We start from the raw sequence: 20,206 nt of genomic DNA on the forward strand, positions 1-20,206 counted from the left end.
TATAATACCCACAAATCTAAAAAAAACTTCTATGAAATCCTCATGACGGTTCAATGAATATCCGTGTATTATTTTTATTTATCTTTACTGCCGTGATGGACTCATTCAAAACTTTCAGAAATATCTCTTTCTTTCAGGAACTCTCTGATGAAGAAATTGCTATTTTGGTCAATATCAGCACTCCAAAACTGCTTCAAAGAAAAGAGAAGCTGGCAGAACCTGGTAAGTCTTTCAATCAATTATTTATTCTTTCCCATGGATTATTAAGATTTTTCTTTGATGATGAAAACGGGGTTGAAAGCAATCTTTTTCTCCCATCCGAAAAGGAGGCTGCCATTATGGAAAGACCGGAGTCTTATGCTAATGAAAATGAAGGAAAATATACTATAGAAGCCGTATTGGAAAGCCAGATTTTCCTGTTCAATAAAAATGAATTTGAAGAAGCTGCATTTCAGAACAGAGGTATTTATAATGTATATCTCAAATCTTTAAAACAAATCATCAGTATATTAAAAGTACGTACAGAACAGTTTTGCTCCACTTCTCCGCATTCCCGGTATGAAGAGTTTCTGGAAACCCGTCCTTTCACTTCACAAAATGCCAACAGAAAGTATATTGCCAATTTTCTGGGCATTACTCCGAACTCGCTTTCCAGGATGACAGCCCGTATCCATAAAAAAAGGAACGAAAGAAAAAAATAACTTAGGAATACTTTTTCTCACTTTGTTCATCCTATTTTTGCTTACTGAAAATACTGTTACACCAACAATTAAAAGCAAAATGAGAAAAATATCATCTAAAAAAGCACCTTATTATTGAATCATCTTTAATCTTTCTTAAGATTTATAGTAACCATGCGGGTCTATACTGACGGCCGGTTACAACCTTGTTTACACTTCATTATTACCTTATACAATTATTTTATGCAAAGAACATCCTTACTTCTTTGCCTGTTATTTTCATGCAATTTTGTTCAGGCATCAACAGGCAATTTGGAAGACAATATAGCTAACGCCGCATCATGGTTAATCTTATTGGTTTTACCTATTGCAGGAATCTATCTTTTCTGGAAAGTTCATATTTACCCGGAAAAAGTAGCAGAAAAAAAGAAACACCCTCAACTGAACGCCATAAAAAGTATGTGCCTCCTTTCCCTTGTTTTTGGAGGCCTTTTATGGCCGGTTGCTTTAATCTGGGCTAACTATGATTATGGCAACCAAAATGTTCCTGACAAAGAAACAGATAACACGAACCTTACTGAAGAAGAATTTAAAACAATCGAAAATTAAAAAAACATGCTGGAATTACTAGTTGCAATATATGCCGGAATATGCTGGCTTCTTATTAAAAAATTAAAACTGATCCCCTGGACGTTCACCACACAGGTTGTTGTCTATTCATTACCTATCTTCGGATCTATTGCTTTGATATTAAGCTTAAATTACTACTGCCCTATTACTTCTGATGTAAAGGTAGGAAACAGAAGTGTGGATATTACCACTCAGGTTTTGGGGAAAGTGAAAAAAGTATATGTCAGCACCAATCAGGAAGTAAAGAAAGGAGATACCTTATTTGTACTGGACAGAGAGCCTTACATACAGGAAATAAAGTCTCTGGAGGCTAAGCTAAGCAATATGAAAGCTACTGTAAGTTCTTATGATACAGACATCTCAGCTTCCAGAAAAAATATTGCAGGTTTACAGTCACAGTTGGAACTGGCTAATAAAAGAGCCGCTCAGTATAAAGAATTGGTGGAAGCAGGAGCAGCCAATAAGTTTGATCTTGAGCAGGCAGTCACCAATGTACAGGATCTGCAGTCCAGAATCAGTGCTGCACAATCACAGCAGCAATCTTTGGAAACGAAGTCCAATGCATCTTATGGTGGAGAAAATTCTTCAGTATCTGAAATTCAGGCAAAATTGGACCAGGCGAAATGGAATCTTTCGCAAACAGTTGTTCTGGCTCCTACTGATGGTGTAATTCCTAATGTTCAGCTGAATGAAGGAGCTATCATGGCACCTTTTAAATCTGCATTCGTCCTTATTCAGAAGCAACAGTCTGTGATTGGTTTTTTTGCCCAAAACGAACTGGAAACAGTAAAAAACGGTGATGAAGTGGAGCTGGCTCTTAAAACGGAACCGGGAAAAGTGGTAAAAGCAAAACTTGAATATGTAATAGATGCTACCAGCCAGGGAATCATGAATAATGCAGGAGGAATGCTGGGAGGTAACGGTTCTACAGCCGGGCTTCCAGACACGGCCAGACAATTGCCGGAAACAGATGGGAAACTTATTGCCAAGTTTGTATTGGAAGACAGTCAGAAACAGCTTACAGTCGGGGCAAGAGGAACAGCTGTCATTTATTCTGACCACATCAAACCGCTTCATCTCATCCGAAAAGTAATGGTGCGTGTCAACAGTAAAATCAACTATCTGATTCCTAAACTTCATTAACATGTACAAGAAATTAATTTTATTGGGTGTACTTTCCGTAAGTTTAAGTTCATGCATCGGTTATAAAGAGCCCACAAAGGAAAATATAGACCAGCTTAAAGAAAAGAGTGAAATCGCTTCCCACATAGAAATCCCGGATGAATGGATCTTCGACAGAAAAGCAAATGCAAGATCAATTTCCTATGACTGGATCAATGATCTTAAAACACCTCAACTGGAAACCCTGATTAATGAGGGGATGCTTTTTAATGCTGATCTCATTATTGCCAAGGAAAAACTGAATCAGGTTGAACTGGCAATGGAAATTGCAGGAAGTGATCTTTATCCCAGTGTAAGCGCAGTAGCCAATACTTCCAATAATTTAGTAAGCAATACCCAGATTCAGCGTCTTGCGTTAAAAGCTAACTGGGAGATTGATCTTTGGGGAAAAAATAAATCTTCACAGATGGCAAGCACCAGCAATTACTTTTCTGCTAAACATCAGAATATCCTGCTTCATCAATCTATCGCAGGGATGATTGCTAAGGCTTACTTTCTGAATATCGCAGGAAATATTCAGGAAGATAAGATTGAAAGTTATATTCAGAAGTCTAAAGACCTGGAAAAGTTGTATGTCATTCAAAAGAAAGTTGGAACGGCAAATGCTCTGGATATCTCCAATATCACAGCAGAGATTATTTCCCTGCAAGGTTATCTGGAGAAAATAAAAAACGCGAATAAACAATCCAGAAGATCACTGGAACTGCTCACCGGAAAGTATCCGGAAGGGAAACTGGCGACTCAGAATTTTTTCAATCCTGCAGAGAATAGTATTCCTGAGTCTTTTCCTCTTGAACTCTTAGAAAACAGATCAGATATACAGGCGGGTCATTTTCAGATTGAAAAGGCTTTTTATGAAGTACAGCAGGCAAAAGCGGCAAGACTTCCTTCATTAAGCATCAGTTCGTCTCTTGGCTCTGCCGGAAGTAATGTGGAATCTATTAATTCTTTATTTTCCAATCCTTTATTAAAAGTAGGCGGTGGATTAGTTTCACCGTTATTCAACAGCGGAAAACTAAAAAAGAATGTGGAGATAAAAAATTCTCAACAGAAACAGGTTGTTGAAGAATATTCAAAAGCTGTTCTGAATGCCTTGAACGAAGTGGAATCTTCTTTAGCCAATCTCCGTTCCATTGAAAAGCAGATTACGTACACTACTAACGCTGTCAATGAACTGAAGAATAATATTACCCTCACCGAGAAACAAATAAAGGTAGGTACCAACAACAGCTTTGTACTGATCCGTAAACAGAGGGATCTCCTGAAAAATGAAATGAACCTTATCAGTCTGGAACTTCAGTACAGAATAGAGCGTATTAATCTTTATATGGCTCTAGGCGCAGAGAACTTCATTTATTCATAATTTTATACTTAAAAAGACTGCAGATTATTTTCTACAGTCTTTTTTTAAGGTATTAATGAGGTAATTTGTCTCTGAAATATCCATATACCCATGTTCCTGCAACAGCACTCAGCAGCGTAACAGATACTGCCAAAGCCCCTGTTCCGATCTGGGCAAAAAGAGGTCCTGGACAAGCTCCGGTAATGGCCCAGCCAAAACCAAATATCAATCCTCCGTAAATCTGACCTTTGTTGAACTTCTTAGGGGTCAATGTAATGGGTTCGTCGTATATTGTTTTTATTTTGAATTTTTTAATCAGCCACACAGAAATCATTCCTACCAATACAGCACTTCCGATGATTCCGTACATATGGAAAGACTGCAGACGGAACATTTCCTGTATTCTGAACCAGCTAATCACTTCTGCTTTCACAAATATAATCCCGAATATAACTCCTGCAGCAAGGTACTTCAGGTTATGATACCATTGATGAGTAACCGTATTTTCATTCACACAAAAAGTATCCTGCTGATGTATGTTCTGTTCTTTTTCTTTTATCATTATTTCAGATTCATTTTAAAAATTAAACTTACAGGGAAAGGATCACTGGCAGAATAAGATTGGCCATTAAAAAGCCACCTATCATAAAGCAGATTGTTGCTACCAAAGAAGGCCACTGCAAATTGGAAAGTCCCATGATAGCATGTCCGCTGGTACAACCTCCTGCGTATCTTGTTCCAAAACCTACTAAAAAACCGCCAACAACCATTGTGATAAATCCTCTCAAGGTTAACAAACTTTCAAAGCTCATCAGCTGTCCCGGAACCAGATTACTGTAATCTGTGATTCCGTAGCCTGCAAGTTCGGCTTTCAGACTGGGATTTACTGTTATTGCATTTGGATTAAGCAAAAAATTGGCAGCAATCATTCCACCGAAGAAAATTCCCAGGACAAAAAATAAATTCCAGGCTTCTTTTTTCCAGTCGTACTTGAAAAAATTCACATTGGCAGGTATACATGCCGCACAGATATGTCTAAGCGATGAACTGATTCCAAAGGATTTATTTCCCATCAATAATAAGGCTGGAACGGTAAGTCCAATCAATGGGCCTGCAATATACCATGGCCACGGTTCTTTTATAATCTCCAACATTTCTTCTTTTTTTAATCTAATTTATTTAAAATTTTAGTCTGACACACAAAATCACTTGTAGGAATATTTGTTGTGGATGCAATGGCTTTAAATCCTCCTTCAATTTCTGTAAAATTCCTGTAACCTCTTGCCTGAAGAATACTTGCGGCCATTATGCTTCTATACCCACTTCCACAATGCATATAAAAATGCTCTTCTGTTCGTAATCCGTTAATCCATTTATTAATATATGCTAAAGGCATGCTGTAGGCTTCATGAATATGTTCTGCATTATATTCGCTTTCTCTTCTTATATCAACGATTTTTACTTCCTTTCCTTTTATTTCGGTTTCAAACTGTTCTGCAGAAATACGGTTGACAAAGTCTGTTTCTTTTCCACCCTTTTCCCAGGCTTTAAAACCACCATCCAAAAACCCTAAAATATGATCGAATCCTACCCTGCTTAATCTTGTTACAGCTTCTTCTTCAGTTCCTTTTTCTGTTACAAGCAGGATCAATTGGTTCACATCTGCAATTAAAGCGCCCACCCAAGGGGCAAAATCACCATCCAGACCTATATTTATTGATTGGGGGATAAAACCTTTGGCAAATTCACTGTTGTTTCTTACATCTAAAATTAAAGCTCCTGAAGCTTCAGCAATTTCCTCAAACTGTTCCGGAGACAGTGCATGTAGTCCCTGTGAAAGCACTTCATCAAAGCTGCTGTATCCTTTTTTATTCATCATCACATTCATTCCAAAATAAGCAGGAGGAGGTAAAAGTCCATCTGTTACTTCTTTTATAAAACTCTGTCTGTCTTTTTGATTCAAAGCATAATTGGTCCTTTTCTGATTTCCCAGGGTATCTACCGTTTCTTTCTGCATATTTTTACCACAGGCAGAGCCGGCTCCATGAGCAGGATATACAATAATATCATCATGTAAAGGCAAGATTTTATGGTACAAACTGTCGTATAAAAGTCCTGCCAGTTCTTCCTGAGTCATATTCGTTCCCTTCTGTGCCAGATCCGGACGGCCTACATCTCCAAGGAATAAAGTATCACCGCTAAAAAGTGCTTTTTCAACGCCATTTTCATCAATCAGGAGATAGCATGAGCTCTCAAGAGTGTGCCCAGGTGTATGAAGAACTTTAATTTTAATATCACCTATTTCAAATATCTGCTCATTTTCTGCAATAATAGCTTCAAACTCAGGATTTGCGGTCGGTCCATACACAACCGGGGCACCTGTTTTATGGCTTAAATCAAGATGCCCGCTGACAAAATCAGCATGAAAATGGGTCTCAAAAATGTATTTCAACTGTACTCCATCTTCTTCTAATCTGTTGATATAAGGTTGTGTTTCCCTTAAAGGATCAATGATGGCCGCTTCTCCGGCTGAAGTGATATAGTAAGCTCCCTGTGCCAGGCATCCTGTATAAATCTGTTCTATTTTCATATTATTTATTTTTTGATATTGTTATCGGATACAAATCTCCTGCTTTCTTTTTCCCTCTACAGCTACTTTTGTTACACAAGAGATTTAAAAGAATATTTCTTTGGTGATAATATAAATACCCATGATCAGGATAAACCATCCGAATGCAGGTTTCAGCTTTTTGCCATCTACCTTTTTTGATAATTGTAAGCCTATTATAATTCCTGCAATGGCAATTGTGGCAATAGAAATCAATAATTTCCATTCTATTTTTACGTGATTTACGGAAGAAAAGAAGCCTATTAAAGAATTGATGGAGATAATGACTAAAGAAGTTCCAATCGCCATCTTCATTGGAATTTTTAAAAGATTGACCAATGCCGGAATAATCATAAAACCACCTCCTGCACCCACCAATCCGGTTAGAATACCTACAATAGAACCCTGCCCAGCTGCCAGCAAAGCATTATTCTTATCTGTAGTCCTTTCTGAAACATTGCTTTTTATCATTTTATAAGAAGCCAGAATCATCAGTCCAGCAAAAATCAATAATAAAAAAATGTCTCTGGTGATGGTAAAGTTCTGTATTTTAATTACCTCTTCCGGAATGAAAGGGAGAAGATATATTCTGGTCAGAAAAATGGAAACCACAGAAGGAATTCCGAATATCAACGCCATTTTAAAATCGACCAAACCTTTTTTAAAATATGACATTGATCCCACCAAACTGCTTACTCCCACTATAAAAAGGGAATATTCCGTTGCCAGAAAGACATCAACTCCAAAGAGATAAACCAGAACGGGAACGGTGAGAATACTTCCTCCACCTCCGATCAGACCGAGTGACACCCCAATTAAAACTGCTGCTGCATACCCTATAATTTCCATTTCACTATTCAAATAATTCTGATGCAAAAATGGGAAAGTGAATGAAAGTATACAGCTACTTTTGTTACATAAGGGAAGATTTAACACGAATGAACACTAATATGTTCACAAAGGGCACAAGGAAATTATCCGAGGTTGGTTTTCCTTTGGTTTACAAATGATAGGTTGACCACCCCGTCAAAAATTCTCTGATTTTTTGCCACCCCTCCAGAGAAGAGGAATATGTCTACCTTTTATGAAATTGAGGTAAATATTATGAATTGAGGGTTTTCAGGAGGGTAATTTTGTTTCTGCCAAGCTTTAGTTTTCCGTCTTCTTCCAGTTGCTTGAGAAGTCTGGAAACTACTACTCTTGCCGTTCCCAATTCATTCGCAAGCTGTTCATGAGTTGTGTTGATGGTTTCAGAATGGGTAAGTTCAGATTTTTTCTGAAGCAGATTCAACAGTCTTTCATCTACTTTTTTGAAAGCAATGGCATTGATGATATCCAATAGTTCTTCAAATCTTTTATGATATAATCTGAAAATATAGTCTAACCATTCCGGGTGTTCCTTGATAAATAAAGACACTTTGTCTACAGGAAGAAAAAGGATTTCAGCATCTTCCTCAATCTCGGCTTTTACAATGCTTTTTTCATTATGCATTCCTCCAAGAAAAGACATGATACAGCTTTCTCCCGCTTTGATGTAGTATAGTAAAATTTCACGTCCGTCTTCTTCAGTCCTGATAACTTTCAGCATTCCTTTCATAACAATAGGAATGGAACGGATAGAAGCATTTTCATCTAAAATAATATCTCCTTCATGGTAGTTTTTGGTTGTCCCATATTGATACAGCTTTTCTACCAGGTCCGGTGATGATGAAAATTCTGAAGAGAGTATGGTATCGTCCTGCATTTTTTTCTAATTAAGCTAATTTACGCCAATTTCATCTACAAACAACCATGCCTTTGAATCCGCTCCCGGGTTTCCAGCCGGAATAATCCCTGCATTTTCAATACTTACCTTCAGATATTTTGCATTTTGGGTTCCTACATTCAATCTGATTTTTCCTTTGGCATTTTGGATCTCTGCCGTTCCGATTTCTTTAATCATTTTAAAATTCCTGTTATCATCAGAAACGAAGATTTTTGCAGATTTAGCAAGGTGAATCCAGCTTCCTTTATTTTCAAGGGTATTAAAATAAACTTCTGAAAAGCCTGTTTTCTGGCCAAAATCTATGGTTGCTACAACATCTTTTCCCTGGAAACCGAGCCATGTTTTACCAAGCTGCTTTACATTTCCGATAATCCCGTCTACCAAGGTAAAAGCCCCTCCAAAAGAATAATTTTCACTCGGTTGCTGCTCTAGTGTTATGCTTTTCCCTGTGGTTTTTGAAATGGTAAACTGCTGTGTAGAAACAGCGCTTTTCAACTGACCGTCCTCAAAATAAGCAGATTTTATCGTTAAAGAATTAGGAATATGAACTGCATTCTGATACGTTTTAGAACTGATAGAAGGATCTGTTCCATCCAAAGTATATCTGATCCCATTTGAATTCTGTGATGTTGACAATTCGTAAGCAATCCCGTTATTTGACGGAATTACTTTTCCGGTGATATTATAAATACTTTTTGCATAGTTCACCTTCATATTATCCAGAACTTTAAACTGGCTGATTACTCTGTTTTCAAATTCTTTATAATTTTTAGGGTCTGATGTTCCCCACCCCACTTCAGAAAGTGCCATTAATCTTGGGAAAATCATGTACTGTACCTGCTTGAAGTCTAAAATATATTCTGTCCACAGATTAGCCTGAACTCCCATAATGTATTTGGCCTGCTCTGCATTCAGTTCGGAAGGAATAGGATTGTAAGAATATACTTTGTCTAAAGGAGTAAACCCTCCAAAAGCATTAGGCTCAGACTGCGGATCGCCCTGATAATGGTCGAAATAGCAATATGCACCCGGTGTCATTACGGCAAAGTGTTTTGATTTTGCAGCTTCAATACCTCCGTTTACACCCGTCCAGCTCATTACAGCGGCATTAGGGGCCAATCCTCCTTCCAAAATTTCGTCCCAGCCAATAATTTTTCGGCCTTTGCTGTTGACGTATTTTTCAATTCTATGAATAAAATAGCTTTGTAAGCCATGCTCATCTTTTAAATTGTTTTTCTTAATCAATTCCTGACAGTGTGCACATTCTTTCCATCTCGTCTTCGGACACTCGTCACCGCCAATATGAATGTATTGGGATGGGAATAACTTGATCACTTCATCCAAAACATTCTCCAGGAATGTAAATGTTTCATCTTTCGGGCAGAAAACATCATCAAAAACACCCCATTTTGTAGCAGGTTCAAAAGGCCCTTTTGTACAGGCCAACTCAGGATATGCAGATAATGCGGCTAAAGCATGCCCCGGCATTTCGATTTCCGGAACTACTGTGATATGTCTGTCCTGAGCATATTTTACCACCTCTTTTATTTGTTCCTGAGTATAAAAATAAGGTCCGTAAGGCTTTCCGTCAAATGTATTGTCAACATAAGCCCCGATCATGGATTCTTTACGTTTTGAACCTATCTGAGTCAGTTTTGGATATTTTTTAATTTCAATTCTCCATCCCTGATCATCTGTTAAATGCCAGTGGAAAGTATTCAGTTTATACATCGCCAGATAGTCGATATACTGCTTCACCTCTTCCACCGTGAAAAAATGACGGCACACATCCAGGTGCATTCCACGCCAAGCAAATTTTGGCTGATCTTCAATTGTCATTGCTGGAATTTTCTTACCATCTTTATACTGTTCAATAATCTGAATTAAAGTTTGAAGAGCCAGAAAATATCCTTGTTTAGTATAAGACTTAATATGAATTTGCTTTGGAGAGATTTCTATTGAATAGTATTCTTTCTTCTGCTCAGTTTCTGCTTTCGAAGCGGGAGGAATTATCGAATTCGTTAAATGAATCCCGCCACCCTTCTGAGCATATTGAAATTCTAAGTGAGAGCCTATTTGTTTTTTGAAATATTCTGTCTCCTCTTTCGGGAGATCACCACTTAATACAAAAGTTTTAGGGATTACAAACTCTCCCTGTGAAAGTTGAACTTTTTGAGGGTAAGGAATTATATTCAATTTATTTTGAGCAAAAATTACGTTTGAAATCAATACAAAAAATACTAAAAAAGTCCGTATCATTGGATGGAATTAAGGTTTGAGCTAAGATAATTAATTTTCAAAACTCCTGGAGTCTTTTTAAAACAAAATTTAGACATTTTCAATTGTTTAAATTCTTGTGAGTGGACAATTTACAGTTTGCCAAATTATTTTCTTAGATATTGTTCTATTATATTCTGTACACTATGGTTTATTTTTTGATCAACTTAAACGACTTAAAAAAATTAAAAGATTTAAATTTGTAAAAAAATACGATGAAAAAAAACTTTTTTCTTATAGCCGGATTATTATTCTCAATGTCTACACAGGCACAACTTTTAGATATCATAAAATCTACCGTTAAAGATAAAACAGGCGTAGACCTGAATGTTCCTGTAAAAAATAACGGGACTAAAACCACTACCACGACAACAACTTCCAGCCAAACCCCTAAATCTTCTGCCAATCTGGGAAACCTTACCTCCACCCAGATTTCTTCAGGATTAAAAGAAGCCTTAAGCATGGGAGTAACGGATGGAGTCAAAAAACTGGCAATTACAGATGGTTTTTTCAAAAATGAAGCAGTAAAAATTTTAATGCCTGAAAAATTAAGAAAGATCGATACCACGTTACGTTCTATCGGTATGGGAAGCCTTGCTGATGAAGGCGTAAAATTATTAAACAGAGCTGCTGAAGATGCCGTAACAGAAGCTGCTCCTATTTTCACCAATGCTATTACTTCTATGACCATTACGGATGCCAAGAATATTTTATTGGGCAGTAACAACGCAGCAACAAGTTATCTTCAGGGAAAAACCCAATCTCAGCTGTTCAGTGCTTTTCAGCCTAAAGTAAAAGCATCATTAGGAAAAGTAGGTGCTGATACACTTTGGAAAAATCTGATTTCAAAATACAATACTTTTACAGGACAGTCTGTAACCACAGATCTTAACGAATATGTTACTACAGAAACCATCAATGGTGTATTCAAAATGGTAGCCGATAAAGAAAGCGGCATCAGAAATACACCTGCAATGAGAACAACGAGCATTTTGCAGAAGGTGTTTGGGGCGCAGGATGGGAAATAAAATAAGAAGTTAGATTAACAACTAACTGTTAAAATATAAAAGCTGTTTCATTGATGAGGCAGCTTTTTTGGTTAGGCTTTAAATTTCTTTTGTCTTGAAATCGAAGATTCGACGGAGTCAAACAAAAGAAACAAAAATTCAAGACCGGGATCTCTCCGCTAAAAATAAATCCTGTTCTCTAAAAATTTTAAACTTGCGCGAATTCTCTATTTCTTAATCGGTTCTAAGTTTGTCTCGCTCTTCGGACAGGAGAATTTTCTTAACGTTCATAGGAGTTATTTTTTTAACGCTGCGATGTCCTATGTCGCTTATAATAATTTTCGGCCTCACTTTGTGAGGCCGAAAATTATTTATTGTAATAAGATTAGAACTGCATTTCAGGAATTTCTCCCTCAATGATCAGATCTGCTTCTGTGGCTTTTATAATATCTTCTACTGAAACTCCCGGTGCTCTTTCCACCAGTTTGAAACCTGCCGGAGTTACATCCAGAACAGCTAGTTCAGTAACTACTTTTTTCACACAGTTTACACCAGTTAAAGGAAGTGTACATTTTTTAAGGATTTTGCTTTCTCCTGCTTTGTTTACGTGCATCATTGCAACGATAATATTTTCAGCAGAAGCTACAAGGTCCATAGCACCACCCATTCCTTTCACCATTTTTCCGGGAATTTTCCAGTTGGCAATATCTCCGTTTTCTGAAACTTCCATTGCTCCAAGGATGGTAAGGTCTACTTTCTGACCACGGATCATCCCGAAACTGAAGGCAGAATCGAAGAATGAACCTCCTTCCAGAATAGTAATAGTCTGTTTTCCGGCATTGATGATATCAGCATCTTCTTCTCCCGCGAAAGGGAAAGGCCCCATTCCCAAAACTCCGTTCTCACTCTGGAATTCTACGGAAATACCTTCCGGAACATAGTTGGCAACCAAAGTAGGAATCCCAATTCCCAGGTTCACATAATAACGATCTTTCAGTTCTTTTGAAATTCTTTTGGCAATTTGTTCTTTTGTAAGCATAATAAAAACTTAGACTGCAATTTAATTATTTTCACTTGAATACAAAAGAGCTTTGTTGTGTTCAATAATTAACACTGTTAGTTAAAATAATATCTGTAATTTTGCTCTATTATTTTAACAGAATGAAAATACTTTTCAAATATCTTAAACCTTATCAGTGGCTGATTATCATTTCTTTATTTTTGGCTACGATCAATCAGGTTTTCTCTTTATTTGCCCCGGCTATTACAGGAAATATTCTGGACCAGCTGGTCACCCACCCCAACTTTTTTGATAAAGAAAAACTATTGCCCAGAAACCTGAATGAGTATTTATATGGAAGCTCTGTATACCACGGTGCTTTTTATTTCCTTGGGCTGCTTATCGGAACGGCTATGGTGAGTAGAATTGCCAAGGCTTTTCAGGATTATGTGGTAAGTGTTATTACCCAAAAGTTCGGAGCAAAAATATTTACAGACGGTTTAAAGCATTCCATGGCATTGCCTTTTCAGGAATTTGAAGATCAGAGGAGTGGTGAAACCCTATCCATTTTAACAAAAGTAAGAGAAGACACTGTAAAATTTATCACAAATTTCATTAATATTTTCTTCGGAATTCTGGTGAGTATTATTTTCGTTTCGGTATATGCAATCCGTTTGCATTGGTCTATTATGCCGGTTTATATCTGTGGGATTTTCTTTATCGCCATTGTCACCAATTTATTGAGTAAGAGAATAAAAGTGATACAGAAAAATATTGTTTCAGAAACTACAGCTTTAGCCGGAAGTACTACAGAAAGTTTAAGAAACATTGAAATTGTGAAAAGTTTAGGATTGACAAACCAGGAAGTGATCCGTTTAAATAACAATACTTATAAGATCCTTGGTCTTGAACTGAGAAAGGTGAAAAGCATCCGTTCTCTAAGTTTTATCCAGGGAACGATGGTGAATTTTCTTCAGCAGATGATTACCCTGACTTTATTGTATTTAATTTTTAAAAATATTGTGACTCCGGGGCAGTATCTATCCTTAATGTTTTATGGTTTCTTTATTTTCGGGCCGATGCAGGAAATCGGGAACATCATTATTTCTTATCGTGAAGCAGAAGCTTCTCTTCAGAATTTTGACCGTTTAATGAAAAAGGAGGTAGAAGAAAAACCTCTTCACCCAAAACAAATTGGTGCTATTGAAGAGCTGGAATTCAAACACGTTTCTTTCAAACATCAATCTGCTCAGTATAAAGCTCTAAATAATATTTCTTTTGATCTCAAAAACGGAGAAACTATTGCTTTTGTAGGGCCTAGTGGTTCCGGAAAAAGCACACTGGTAAAACTGCTGGTTGGGCTGTACAGACCTCAGGAAGGGAATATCTTTTACAATGGAATTAATGGGAAGGAATTTGATTTTGATGAGCTGAGAAATCAAATTGGTTTTGTAACTCAGGATACTCAATTATTTGCAGGAACTATTAAAGAAAACCTTCTTTTTGTAAATCCTGCGGCTACTGAACAGGAACTGGCTGCTGCTTTACAGAAATCGAGCTGTACAGCATTGCTGGAAAGGGCAGAAAAAGGAATTGAAACAGTGATTGGTGAAGGCGGTCTGAAGCTGAGTGGCGGTGAAAAACAAAGAATTGCCATTGCAAGAGCTCTTTTGAGAAAACCTCATCTGTTGATCTTTGATGAAGCAACTTCCGCACTCGATAGTATTACGGAAGAAGAAATTACCACAACTATTAAAGATATTTCCAAAGAAAGAGAACAAATCACCGTTCTTATTGCACACCGTTTAAGTACGATTATGCATGCCGATAAAATCTATGTTCTTGAACGAGGACAGGTTGTAGAAACAGGTTCCCACGCCAATCTTATTGACGAAAAAGGGCTTTACTACGCTATGTGGAGACAACAGATCGGAGAAAGAAAAACACTGACTCCCCAAGCATAAAAAAAGCGCTGAAAATATTTTCAGCGCTTTTTTTGTTTATTATTTGAACTTATTCTTTAGTTCTTACTGTTCTCTGCTCAATTCTTTTTTCAAATTTTTCTCCCTGGAAAATTCTTTGAATCATGATTCCCGGAATATGAATTTCGTTTGGATCCAATTGTCCCGGTTCTACCAATTCTTCTACTTCGGCAATCGTGATCTTCGCAGCACCTGCCATAGGATGATTGAAGTTTCGTGCAGAACCTTTGAAGATAAGGTTTCCGGCGTGGTCTCCTTTCCATGCTTTTACGATAGAAAAATCTGCATCATACGCATGCTCCAGGATATGAGGCTTCCCTTTGAATTCTTTTACTTCTTTTCCTTCTGCTACTTCAGTTCCGTAACCTGCAGGTGTGTAAAAAGCCGGAATTCCTGCCTGAGCAGCTCTGCATTTTTCAGCTAAAGTCCCTTGCGGAGTAAGTTCTACATCCAGTTCACCTGAAAGCATCTGTCTTTCAAATTCAGCATTTTCTCCTACATAAGAAGAGATCATTTTCTTAATCTGTCTTTTGTGAAGCAATAATCCTAATCCGAAATCATCTACTCCTGCATTGTTTGAAATACAGGTAAGATCTTTCACATCGCTTTCTACCAAAGCATTGATTGAGTTTTCCGGAATACCGCAAAGTCCGAACCCGCCAAGCATCAGTGTCATTCCATCATTAATTCCTTCGATGGCCTCCTTTGCATTTTTTACTCTTTTATCTATCATGAAATATTAGATTTTTCTGTTGGCTAAATTTAATAAATTTTCTTGTATATCCGATGAAAGGAAATGATACGGAATTTCATCTCTTTTTGAGCAATCTATTTCTATCATTTAAATCTATAATAATCAAACACTTATTTATAAAAGTGAACAAGTCTGTTCATTTTTCGTGGTATTTTCCATCAATTTGATTTATATTTGAGCCTTCAAATCCAGAATCACAGCCTGTTTTGCTGTTTCAGGATAGTAATTATTTAAACACAATTCTAATGTAGAAATTATTTCACGGCAGACAATTACCTGCCCTTTTCGCTCCATTCGATCTCTGCAGAGATTTATTTCAACACCTGCCACATTAATCATATATAAAATATCAAACTTTAAATAAAAACATGAAAAAATTATTTACCTCAGCATTACTTGCCCTGGTACTCAGCATCAATGTGTATGCACAAGAAAAAACGTATTTCGATGAAAACTGGGAAAAAACCACTCAGGATAACATGGAATATTACCGTGAAACAATTCCTAAAGGAAAGCTAACTCTTATCAAAGACTTCTATAAGGATGGAAAACTTCAAATGGAAGGTCTGGCTTCTGACATTACTCCAAACAGTGAAGTTTTTGACGGAAAAGTGACCTGGTATACCCCTGAAGGAAAGGTTCAGAATTTTGCCACTTATTCTAACGGTCTGCAGGTTGGCCCGGCTCAGACTTATGATACAAAAGGCAGGCTGACAGAAGATGTGGTATATAAAGCTGACGGAAATTTTTCAGGAAAGATGTTCAGCTATAAAGATGCGGGGGACGGAACTGATTTTAATATTCTGGTTGATTACGAAAACTCAACACCTGTAAAAACAACCGTTTATGATGATGACATTAAAGGAATCAGAAATGAAACCATCATTGATAAGGATAGTAATACTGAAACGAAATATTATGGTGAAAAAGGAAAATATCTTGGCAGCAGTACTACTTCCGGCTCAGGAGAAAATATGATGGTGGATTACTATTCCAGCCCCATGAAGATCTCAAAAATTGAGAAATACAGAAAAGACGGCAGTGTAAAAGAAGGTGTAATCTATAGCAAGAGCGGGAAGATTTTACAGGAACAGAAAATGAACAAAAAAGACGGTTATAAAACCACTTATGACGAGTCTGGTAAAAAAATAGGGCATCTTGTATACCAATATGATAAAGAAAATGACATTTACAATCCCATGGATGGAGAAGATTACATGCTGGCCTATGAATATACACAGGTTTCATCTATTGACACCTATGAAAAAGGCTCAATTGTAAATAGTAAATATTTTGATGAAGACAAAAAATTATCATCTGAGAAGTTTCTAAAAGATGATGTCATACAGGAAATTAAATATTATTCCCCGGATGGAAAGCTGAAATCTACATTGACCTACCAGGATGGTATTCCATATAATGGTACCACTTATGAAGGCTTTAATGAAACGCTCTATAAGGATGGTGTTATAGTAAATATCAAAAACTTTTATGAAGGTCTTAATAAACTGAATTATGAAAAAAAGCTGAATGCCAAGCAAACAGGATATGAAGCAACTGTTTATGATCCGAAAGGCACTGTTTTGTATACTTTTACCCAACCTTTCAGTGAAGATGGTGAAGATTATTATTTCACAGCACAAATCACACAGTATGTAAAAGGCAAGCCTTCCAATAAATCTTCTGTAAAAGCCGGTGTTATTCAGTCAGGAAAAATCAGGCTGAAAACATTTGATGGAGTTAAAGAGCTTGAACGCAACGGAAAATGGATCCTGTTAAAACTTTATAATACGGATGGAAAACTTATTCAGGAAATAAAGACGCTAGCTGATGCACAGGATGAAAGTGCTTCTACAGAAAGTCAGGCTCAACTCAATGAGGATGATCTGTACTATCCATTTGACTAATTACCATATCTATATATCAAAAGCGGTTTCATTTTTTTGGAATCGCTTTTTTATTTAGCCACAGAAGACAAAGATTTTCACGATGATTATGGTAAACATTATGATTATTTACAGTCAATAAAAAAGAGACCACTATTTCCAGCAGTCTCTAAAATTATAATTGTATTTCGTTTACCTTACTGAATAATCAGTTTTAAAGTAAATAGTTTTCTTCCGTGTACTTTTACAAAGTAAACACCTGCCGGAAGATTCTCATTCACCAAAGAGAAACGTTGGTTATTGATATTTTTCGATACATAAAGCAGTTCTCCTGAAGCTGAAACCAATTCTATTTTTTCAATCGGGTAATCACTTTTGATAAAAGTAGGCTGTCCCGGTTTGGTTGGGTTCGGATATAGCACTACATTTTTCTCTGTACTTCTTGTTTCTTCCGTTCCTAATGTTGGTGAAGTTACCTGGAACTGTACTCTGTTTGAAACTTCTGTATAGGAATCATTGGTAAACATTACCATATAATAGTTTCCTGGTGTAGCAGGTACTGCTGTTCCCTGGATGGTTTTTGTTCCCTGAGTTACCCCGTCAAAATAGGTATAAGAAACGAAGTTGTCATCCGGAGTCTGAACACTTTGAGGATAAATTCCTAACCAATCTTTGATGATTCCCGGAGAATCTGTCCATGAAGCTGTAATATTTTCTCCCAAAGTATATACCGGTTTGTTGATCCAAAGATCCGTAACGATATCTCCTACTTTAAAAAATACCTTCTCCCCGATTCCGTTATATCCGTCTTCCAATAGATACTGCGCGTAATAATATCCTTTCGGAAGTCCCGTGAAATTAAGGGTTCCTGATGCAGTTGTTACATAGCTCCATTTGATAGAAGCTGTAGTTCCGGGAGTCTGCCCCATTTTATAAATTCCGATCCAGTCTTTCTGTAAGTTAGGCCCGTCAGTAAAATTAAGGACAACTGTTCCTCCTACCGGATAGGTATCAGAAGTAGTTTGCAGCTGAACTTTCGGCCCTACATAGAAATTTTTTCTTGGAGTGATTTCTGTATATCCGCCATTAGCAAAGAATCCGGCAAAATACTGACCTTTATTAGCCATACCATTATTAAAAGTAACCGTTCCTGCTACCTGTCCGTTAGTATAACTGTACACTTGTGAAGTAGTACTGGCCGGTGTTTGTCCTTTTTTATAGATTCCTACCCAATCCTGCTGGTTTCCGGGACCTCCGGTGAAAGTAGCGGTAATGGCTTCATTTTGGGCATATTCTGTTTTATTTAAAGTAAATGTAGGGTTTGAAACTACACTTCCGGTGATTTCAAACTGTTTCACATCACTCCAGTCACTCCACTCCAGGTTTCTGTCTCTGTAACGGGTTTTCACGTAATAAATTCCATTTGGAATAGAGTTCGCAGCTAAGGTGGCTTTTGTAATGTCTACTCCATCATTTAGGTTTTTGGTTTTATCAGGAGTTCCGTTTCCGTCTTTTCCGAACCAGTTTTCAAAATCACGGTAGAATTCTTTTTCAATCACAGAAAAATTAGATGTCTTACTGATCAGGAACTGTGTAGTGTTCAACAGTTCATTATTTGAAGAAGCAAATGCACTTCCATTCAATGTCAAAGGTAAAGTGATAGCCCCTGAGAAATTGTTTGTAATGGATGGTTTCGCTGGTTTAGGCTGATTTTTATACCTATGGAAGGAATCTACCAGTACATTATTTTTCTTGTTGTAAACTCCACCGATGGAATAACATTCGATATCCACTTTTCCGGTTGGAATATCTACTTCTACAATCTGATAGGTCCAGTCTGTCAAAGTTTTCTGAACATCATCAAAATCTTTTTCATTAGACATTCCCCAATACTGATCCCAGGCCGTTCCTCCGGAGATAATCTGATAGTTCGGTGTATTTTTCAGCTGACCTCTGTGGTATAAGTGATGGTGAGCTCCAACGTGCATTAAGTATTTATCAGAGGTTACCAGAAGCGGTACCGCATTTTCTCTTACCCATGTAGAGATATCTCCTACATATTGCTCAGCCTGATAAGGTCTGTGGCTCAAAGAAATAATCCAGTCTACTGTAGGATCATTGTTAGCTGCTGTTAAGATCTGCTGAAGCCAGGTCTGCTGTGCTGATCCCGTATGTTCAGAGCTTAAACTTACGAATAATACATTCCCAGCCTGCTGAGCATAGTAATTTTCATTTCCTGAGCTTATCCCTTTATAACTAATTTCATCAATATAAAAATGAGCATAGTAAGAATTCATTCCCATCGTTCCATAGGTTTCATGGTTTCCTACTGTTGTCTGAATAGGCAGATAAGGTGATAACTTGATGTTCTTTTTAAAGTGAACATTCTCATAATGATCCAATGTTCCTACATCCACCTGATCTCCCACCATAAAAGTAAGGGCAATATTATCAGACGGATCCGAAGCAGCTCCGAATTTTTCCTTTAGTTTTTTATAAGCATTCAGCGTAAGCGTATCATATCTAGGTTCAGCTTTGATCTGATTGTCACCCATAATAAGGAAACGGATCTTTCCATTGGCAGTTACAGCCTGTCCCGGCAAAGGAAGTGTTCTGAAATTGTAAACGGCAGACTCACTGGTTCCCGTTTTTATCTTATAATAGTATTTGGTATTCGGCTGAAGATTGGTAACCTTTGCCGTGTGATAATAGTAATTGTTGTTGTATCCGGTATCAGAAAAGATATTGGTGGTTCCTGTTACTGTCACATTCAAATTCGTTGGAGAATCTCCGTAGATCACGGTTGTTTCATTATTGGAAGCTGTTTTCCAATTGACGATCATAGAATTCGGGGTTGGATTTTGTAAATAGGGAAACAAAACCTGTCCGAAAGCCATCTGGACCGCGAAACAAAAAAAGAAGAAATAATGTTTCATAATAGCTTTAGTTTTAAAATATCATATAGTTTTAAGTTGTGAATCAGTAATTTAAAAAAACGTTGTCCGGATTTTTACTTCGGGCAAAAGTAGAATTCCCATATAAACTCTGTCTGATGGTATTTTAAAGAAACCGTTAATTTTTTAGCAAAACCGG

General features: G+C 37.1%; 16 protein-coding genes. 7 read left to right on the plus strand and 9 right to left on the minus strand.

Going from position 1 to position 20,206, the window contains the following annotated elements:
• The first annotated feature begins 53 nt into the window (after window positions 1-53).
• The 4 genes from SFA27_RS15710 (at window position 54) to SFA27_RS15725 (ending at window position 3,855) form a co-directional block, all read left to right on the plus strand.
• A complete protein-coding gene (locus tag SFA27_RS15710; RefSeq protein WP_407293381.1) occupies window positions 54-701 on the plus strand; it encodes a Crp/Fnr family transcriptional regulator in 648 nt (215 codons plus the stop codon).
• Between the two features lie 222 nt (window positions 702-923).
• Window positions 924-1,289: a DUF3302 domain-containing protein gene (locus SFA27_RS15715; RefSeq protein WP_407293383.1), complete on the plus strand. Its 366-nt coding sequence runs from the start codon at window positions 924-926 to the stop codon at window positions 1,287-1,289.
• Window positions 1,290-1,295: 6 nt separating this feature from the next.
• Complete coding sequence (locus SFA27_RS15720) at window positions 1,296-2,453, plus strand: HlyD family secretion protein (protein WP_407293385.1); 1,158 nt, start codon at window positions 1,296-1,298, stop codon at window positions 2,451-2,453.
• A 1-nt stretch (window position 2,454) separates the two neighbouring features.
• Window positions 2,455-3,855 carry a TolC family protein gene (locus SFA27_RS15725; protein ID WP_047376935.1) on the plus strand — a complete coding sequence of 467 codons (1,401 nt, stop codon included), beginning with the start codon at window positions 2,455-2,457 and terminating at the stop codon, window positions 3,853-3,855.
• 52 nt (window positions 3,856-3,907) lie between these two features.
• On the opposite strand, the gene SFA27_RS15730 is transcribed toward SFA27_RS15725, so the two are convergent.
• From SFA27_RS15730 to SFA27_RS15755, 6 genes are all read right to left on the minus strand, one after another.
• Window positions 3,908-4,396 carry a DUF6691 family protein gene (locus SFA27_RS15730; RefSeq protein ID WP_407293387.1) on the minus strand — a complete coding sequence of 163 codons (489 nt, stop codon included), beginning with the start codon at window positions 4,394-4,396 and terminating at the stop codon, window positions 3,908-3,910.
• Window positions 4,397-4,424: 28 nt separating this feature from the next.
• A complete protein-coding gene (locus tag SFA27_RS15735; RefSeq protein ID WP_407293389.1) occupies window positions 4,425-4,988 on the minus strand; it encodes a YeeE/YedE family protein in 564 nt (187 codons plus the stop codon).
• A gap of 11 nt (window positions 4,989-4,999) precedes the next feature.
• Entirely contained in the window at window positions 5,000-6,424 is a 1,425-nt protein-coding gene (locus SFA27_RS15740; protein ID WP_407293391.1) for a rhodanese-like domain-containing protein, read from the minus strand.
• 84 nt (window positions 6,425-6,508) lie between these two features.
• On the minus strand, window positions 6,509-7,291 hold the full coding sequence (locus SFA27_RS15745) for a sulfite exporter TauE/SafE family protein (protein WP_407293392.1): 783 nt from the start codon (window positions 7,289-7,291) through the stop codon (window positions 6,509-6,511).
• 253 nt (window positions 7,292-7,544) lie between these two features.
• Window positions 7,545-8,186, minus strand: coding sequence for a Crp/Fnr family transcriptional regulator (locus tag SFA27_RS15750; RefSeq protein ID WP_407293394.1), 642 nt, complete (start codon window positions 8,184-8,186; stop codon window positions 7,545-7,547).
• Window positions 8,187-8,201: 15 nt separating this feature from the next.
• Complete coding sequence (locus SFA27_RS15755) at window positions 8,202-10,466, minus strand: family 20 glycosylhydrolase (protein ID WP_407293396.1); 2,265 nt, start codon at window positions 10,464-10,466, stop codon at window positions 8,202-8,204.
• A 233-nt stretch (window positions 10,467-10,699) separates the two neighbouring features.
• Between SFA27_RS15755 and SFA27_RS15760 the strand changes: the two genes are divergently transcribed.
• A complete protein-coding gene (locus SFA27_RS15760; protein ID WP_407293398.1) occupies window positions 10,700-11,512 on the plus strand; it encodes a DUF4197 domain-containing protein in 813 nt (270 codons plus the stop codon).
• 364 nt (window positions 11,513-11,876) lie between these two features.
• Here SFA27_RS15760 and SFA27_RS15765 read toward each other — a convergent pair whose 3' ends face one another.
• The gene (locus tag SFA27_RS15765; RefSeq protein WP_047376943.1) at window positions 11,877-12,530 is read right to left on the minus strand and encodes a CoA transferase subunit B; all 654 of its coding nucleotides are present in this window, start codon (window positions 12,528-12,530) and stop codon (window positions 11,877-11,879) included.
• Between the two features lie 122 nt (window positions 12,531-12,652).
• Between SFA27_RS15765 and SFA27_RS15770 the strand changes: the two genes are divergently transcribed.
• Window positions 12,653-14,455, plus strand: coding sequence for an ABC transporter ATP-binding protein (locus tag SFA27_RS15770; RefSeq protein ID WP_047376944.1), 1,803 nt, complete (start codon window positions 12,653-12,655; stop codon window positions 14,453-14,455).
• A 49-nt stretch (window positions 14,456-14,504) separates the two neighbouring features.
• On the opposite strand, the gene SFA27_RS15775 is transcribed toward SFA27_RS15770, so the two are convergent.
• Entirely contained in the window at window positions 14,505-15,206 is a 702-nt protein-coding gene (locus SFA27_RS15775) for a CoA transferase subunit A (protein ID WP_047376945.1), read from the minus strand.
• A 389-nt stretch (window positions 15,207-15,595) separates the two neighbouring features.
• On the opposite strand from SFA27_RS15775, the gene SFA27_RS15780 reads away from it, so the two are divergent.
• Window positions 15,596-17,134, plus strand: coding sequence for a membrane-binding protein (locus SFA27_RS15780; protein WP_407293401.1), 1,539 nt, complete (start codon window positions 15,596-15,598; stop codon window positions 17,132-17,134).
• Window positions 17,135-17,310: 176 nt separating this feature from the next.
• Here SFA27_RS15780 and SFA27_RS15785 read toward each other — a convergent pair whose 3' ends face one another.
• The gene (locus tag SFA27_RS15785; protein WP_407293403.1) at window positions 17,311-20,049 is read right to left on the minus strand and encodes a fibronectin type III domain-containing protein; all 2,739 of its coding nucleotides are present in this window, start codon (window positions 20,047-20,049) and stop codon (window positions 17,311-17,313) included.
• Window positions 20,050-20,206: the final 157 nt, after the last annotated feature.

The sequence above is a fragment of the Chryseobacterium sp. HR92 genome (assembly GCF_045689405.1).
GTDB lineage: Bacteria > Bacteroidota > Bacteroidia > Flavobacteriales > Weeksellaceae > Chryseobacterium > Chryseobacterium viscerum_A.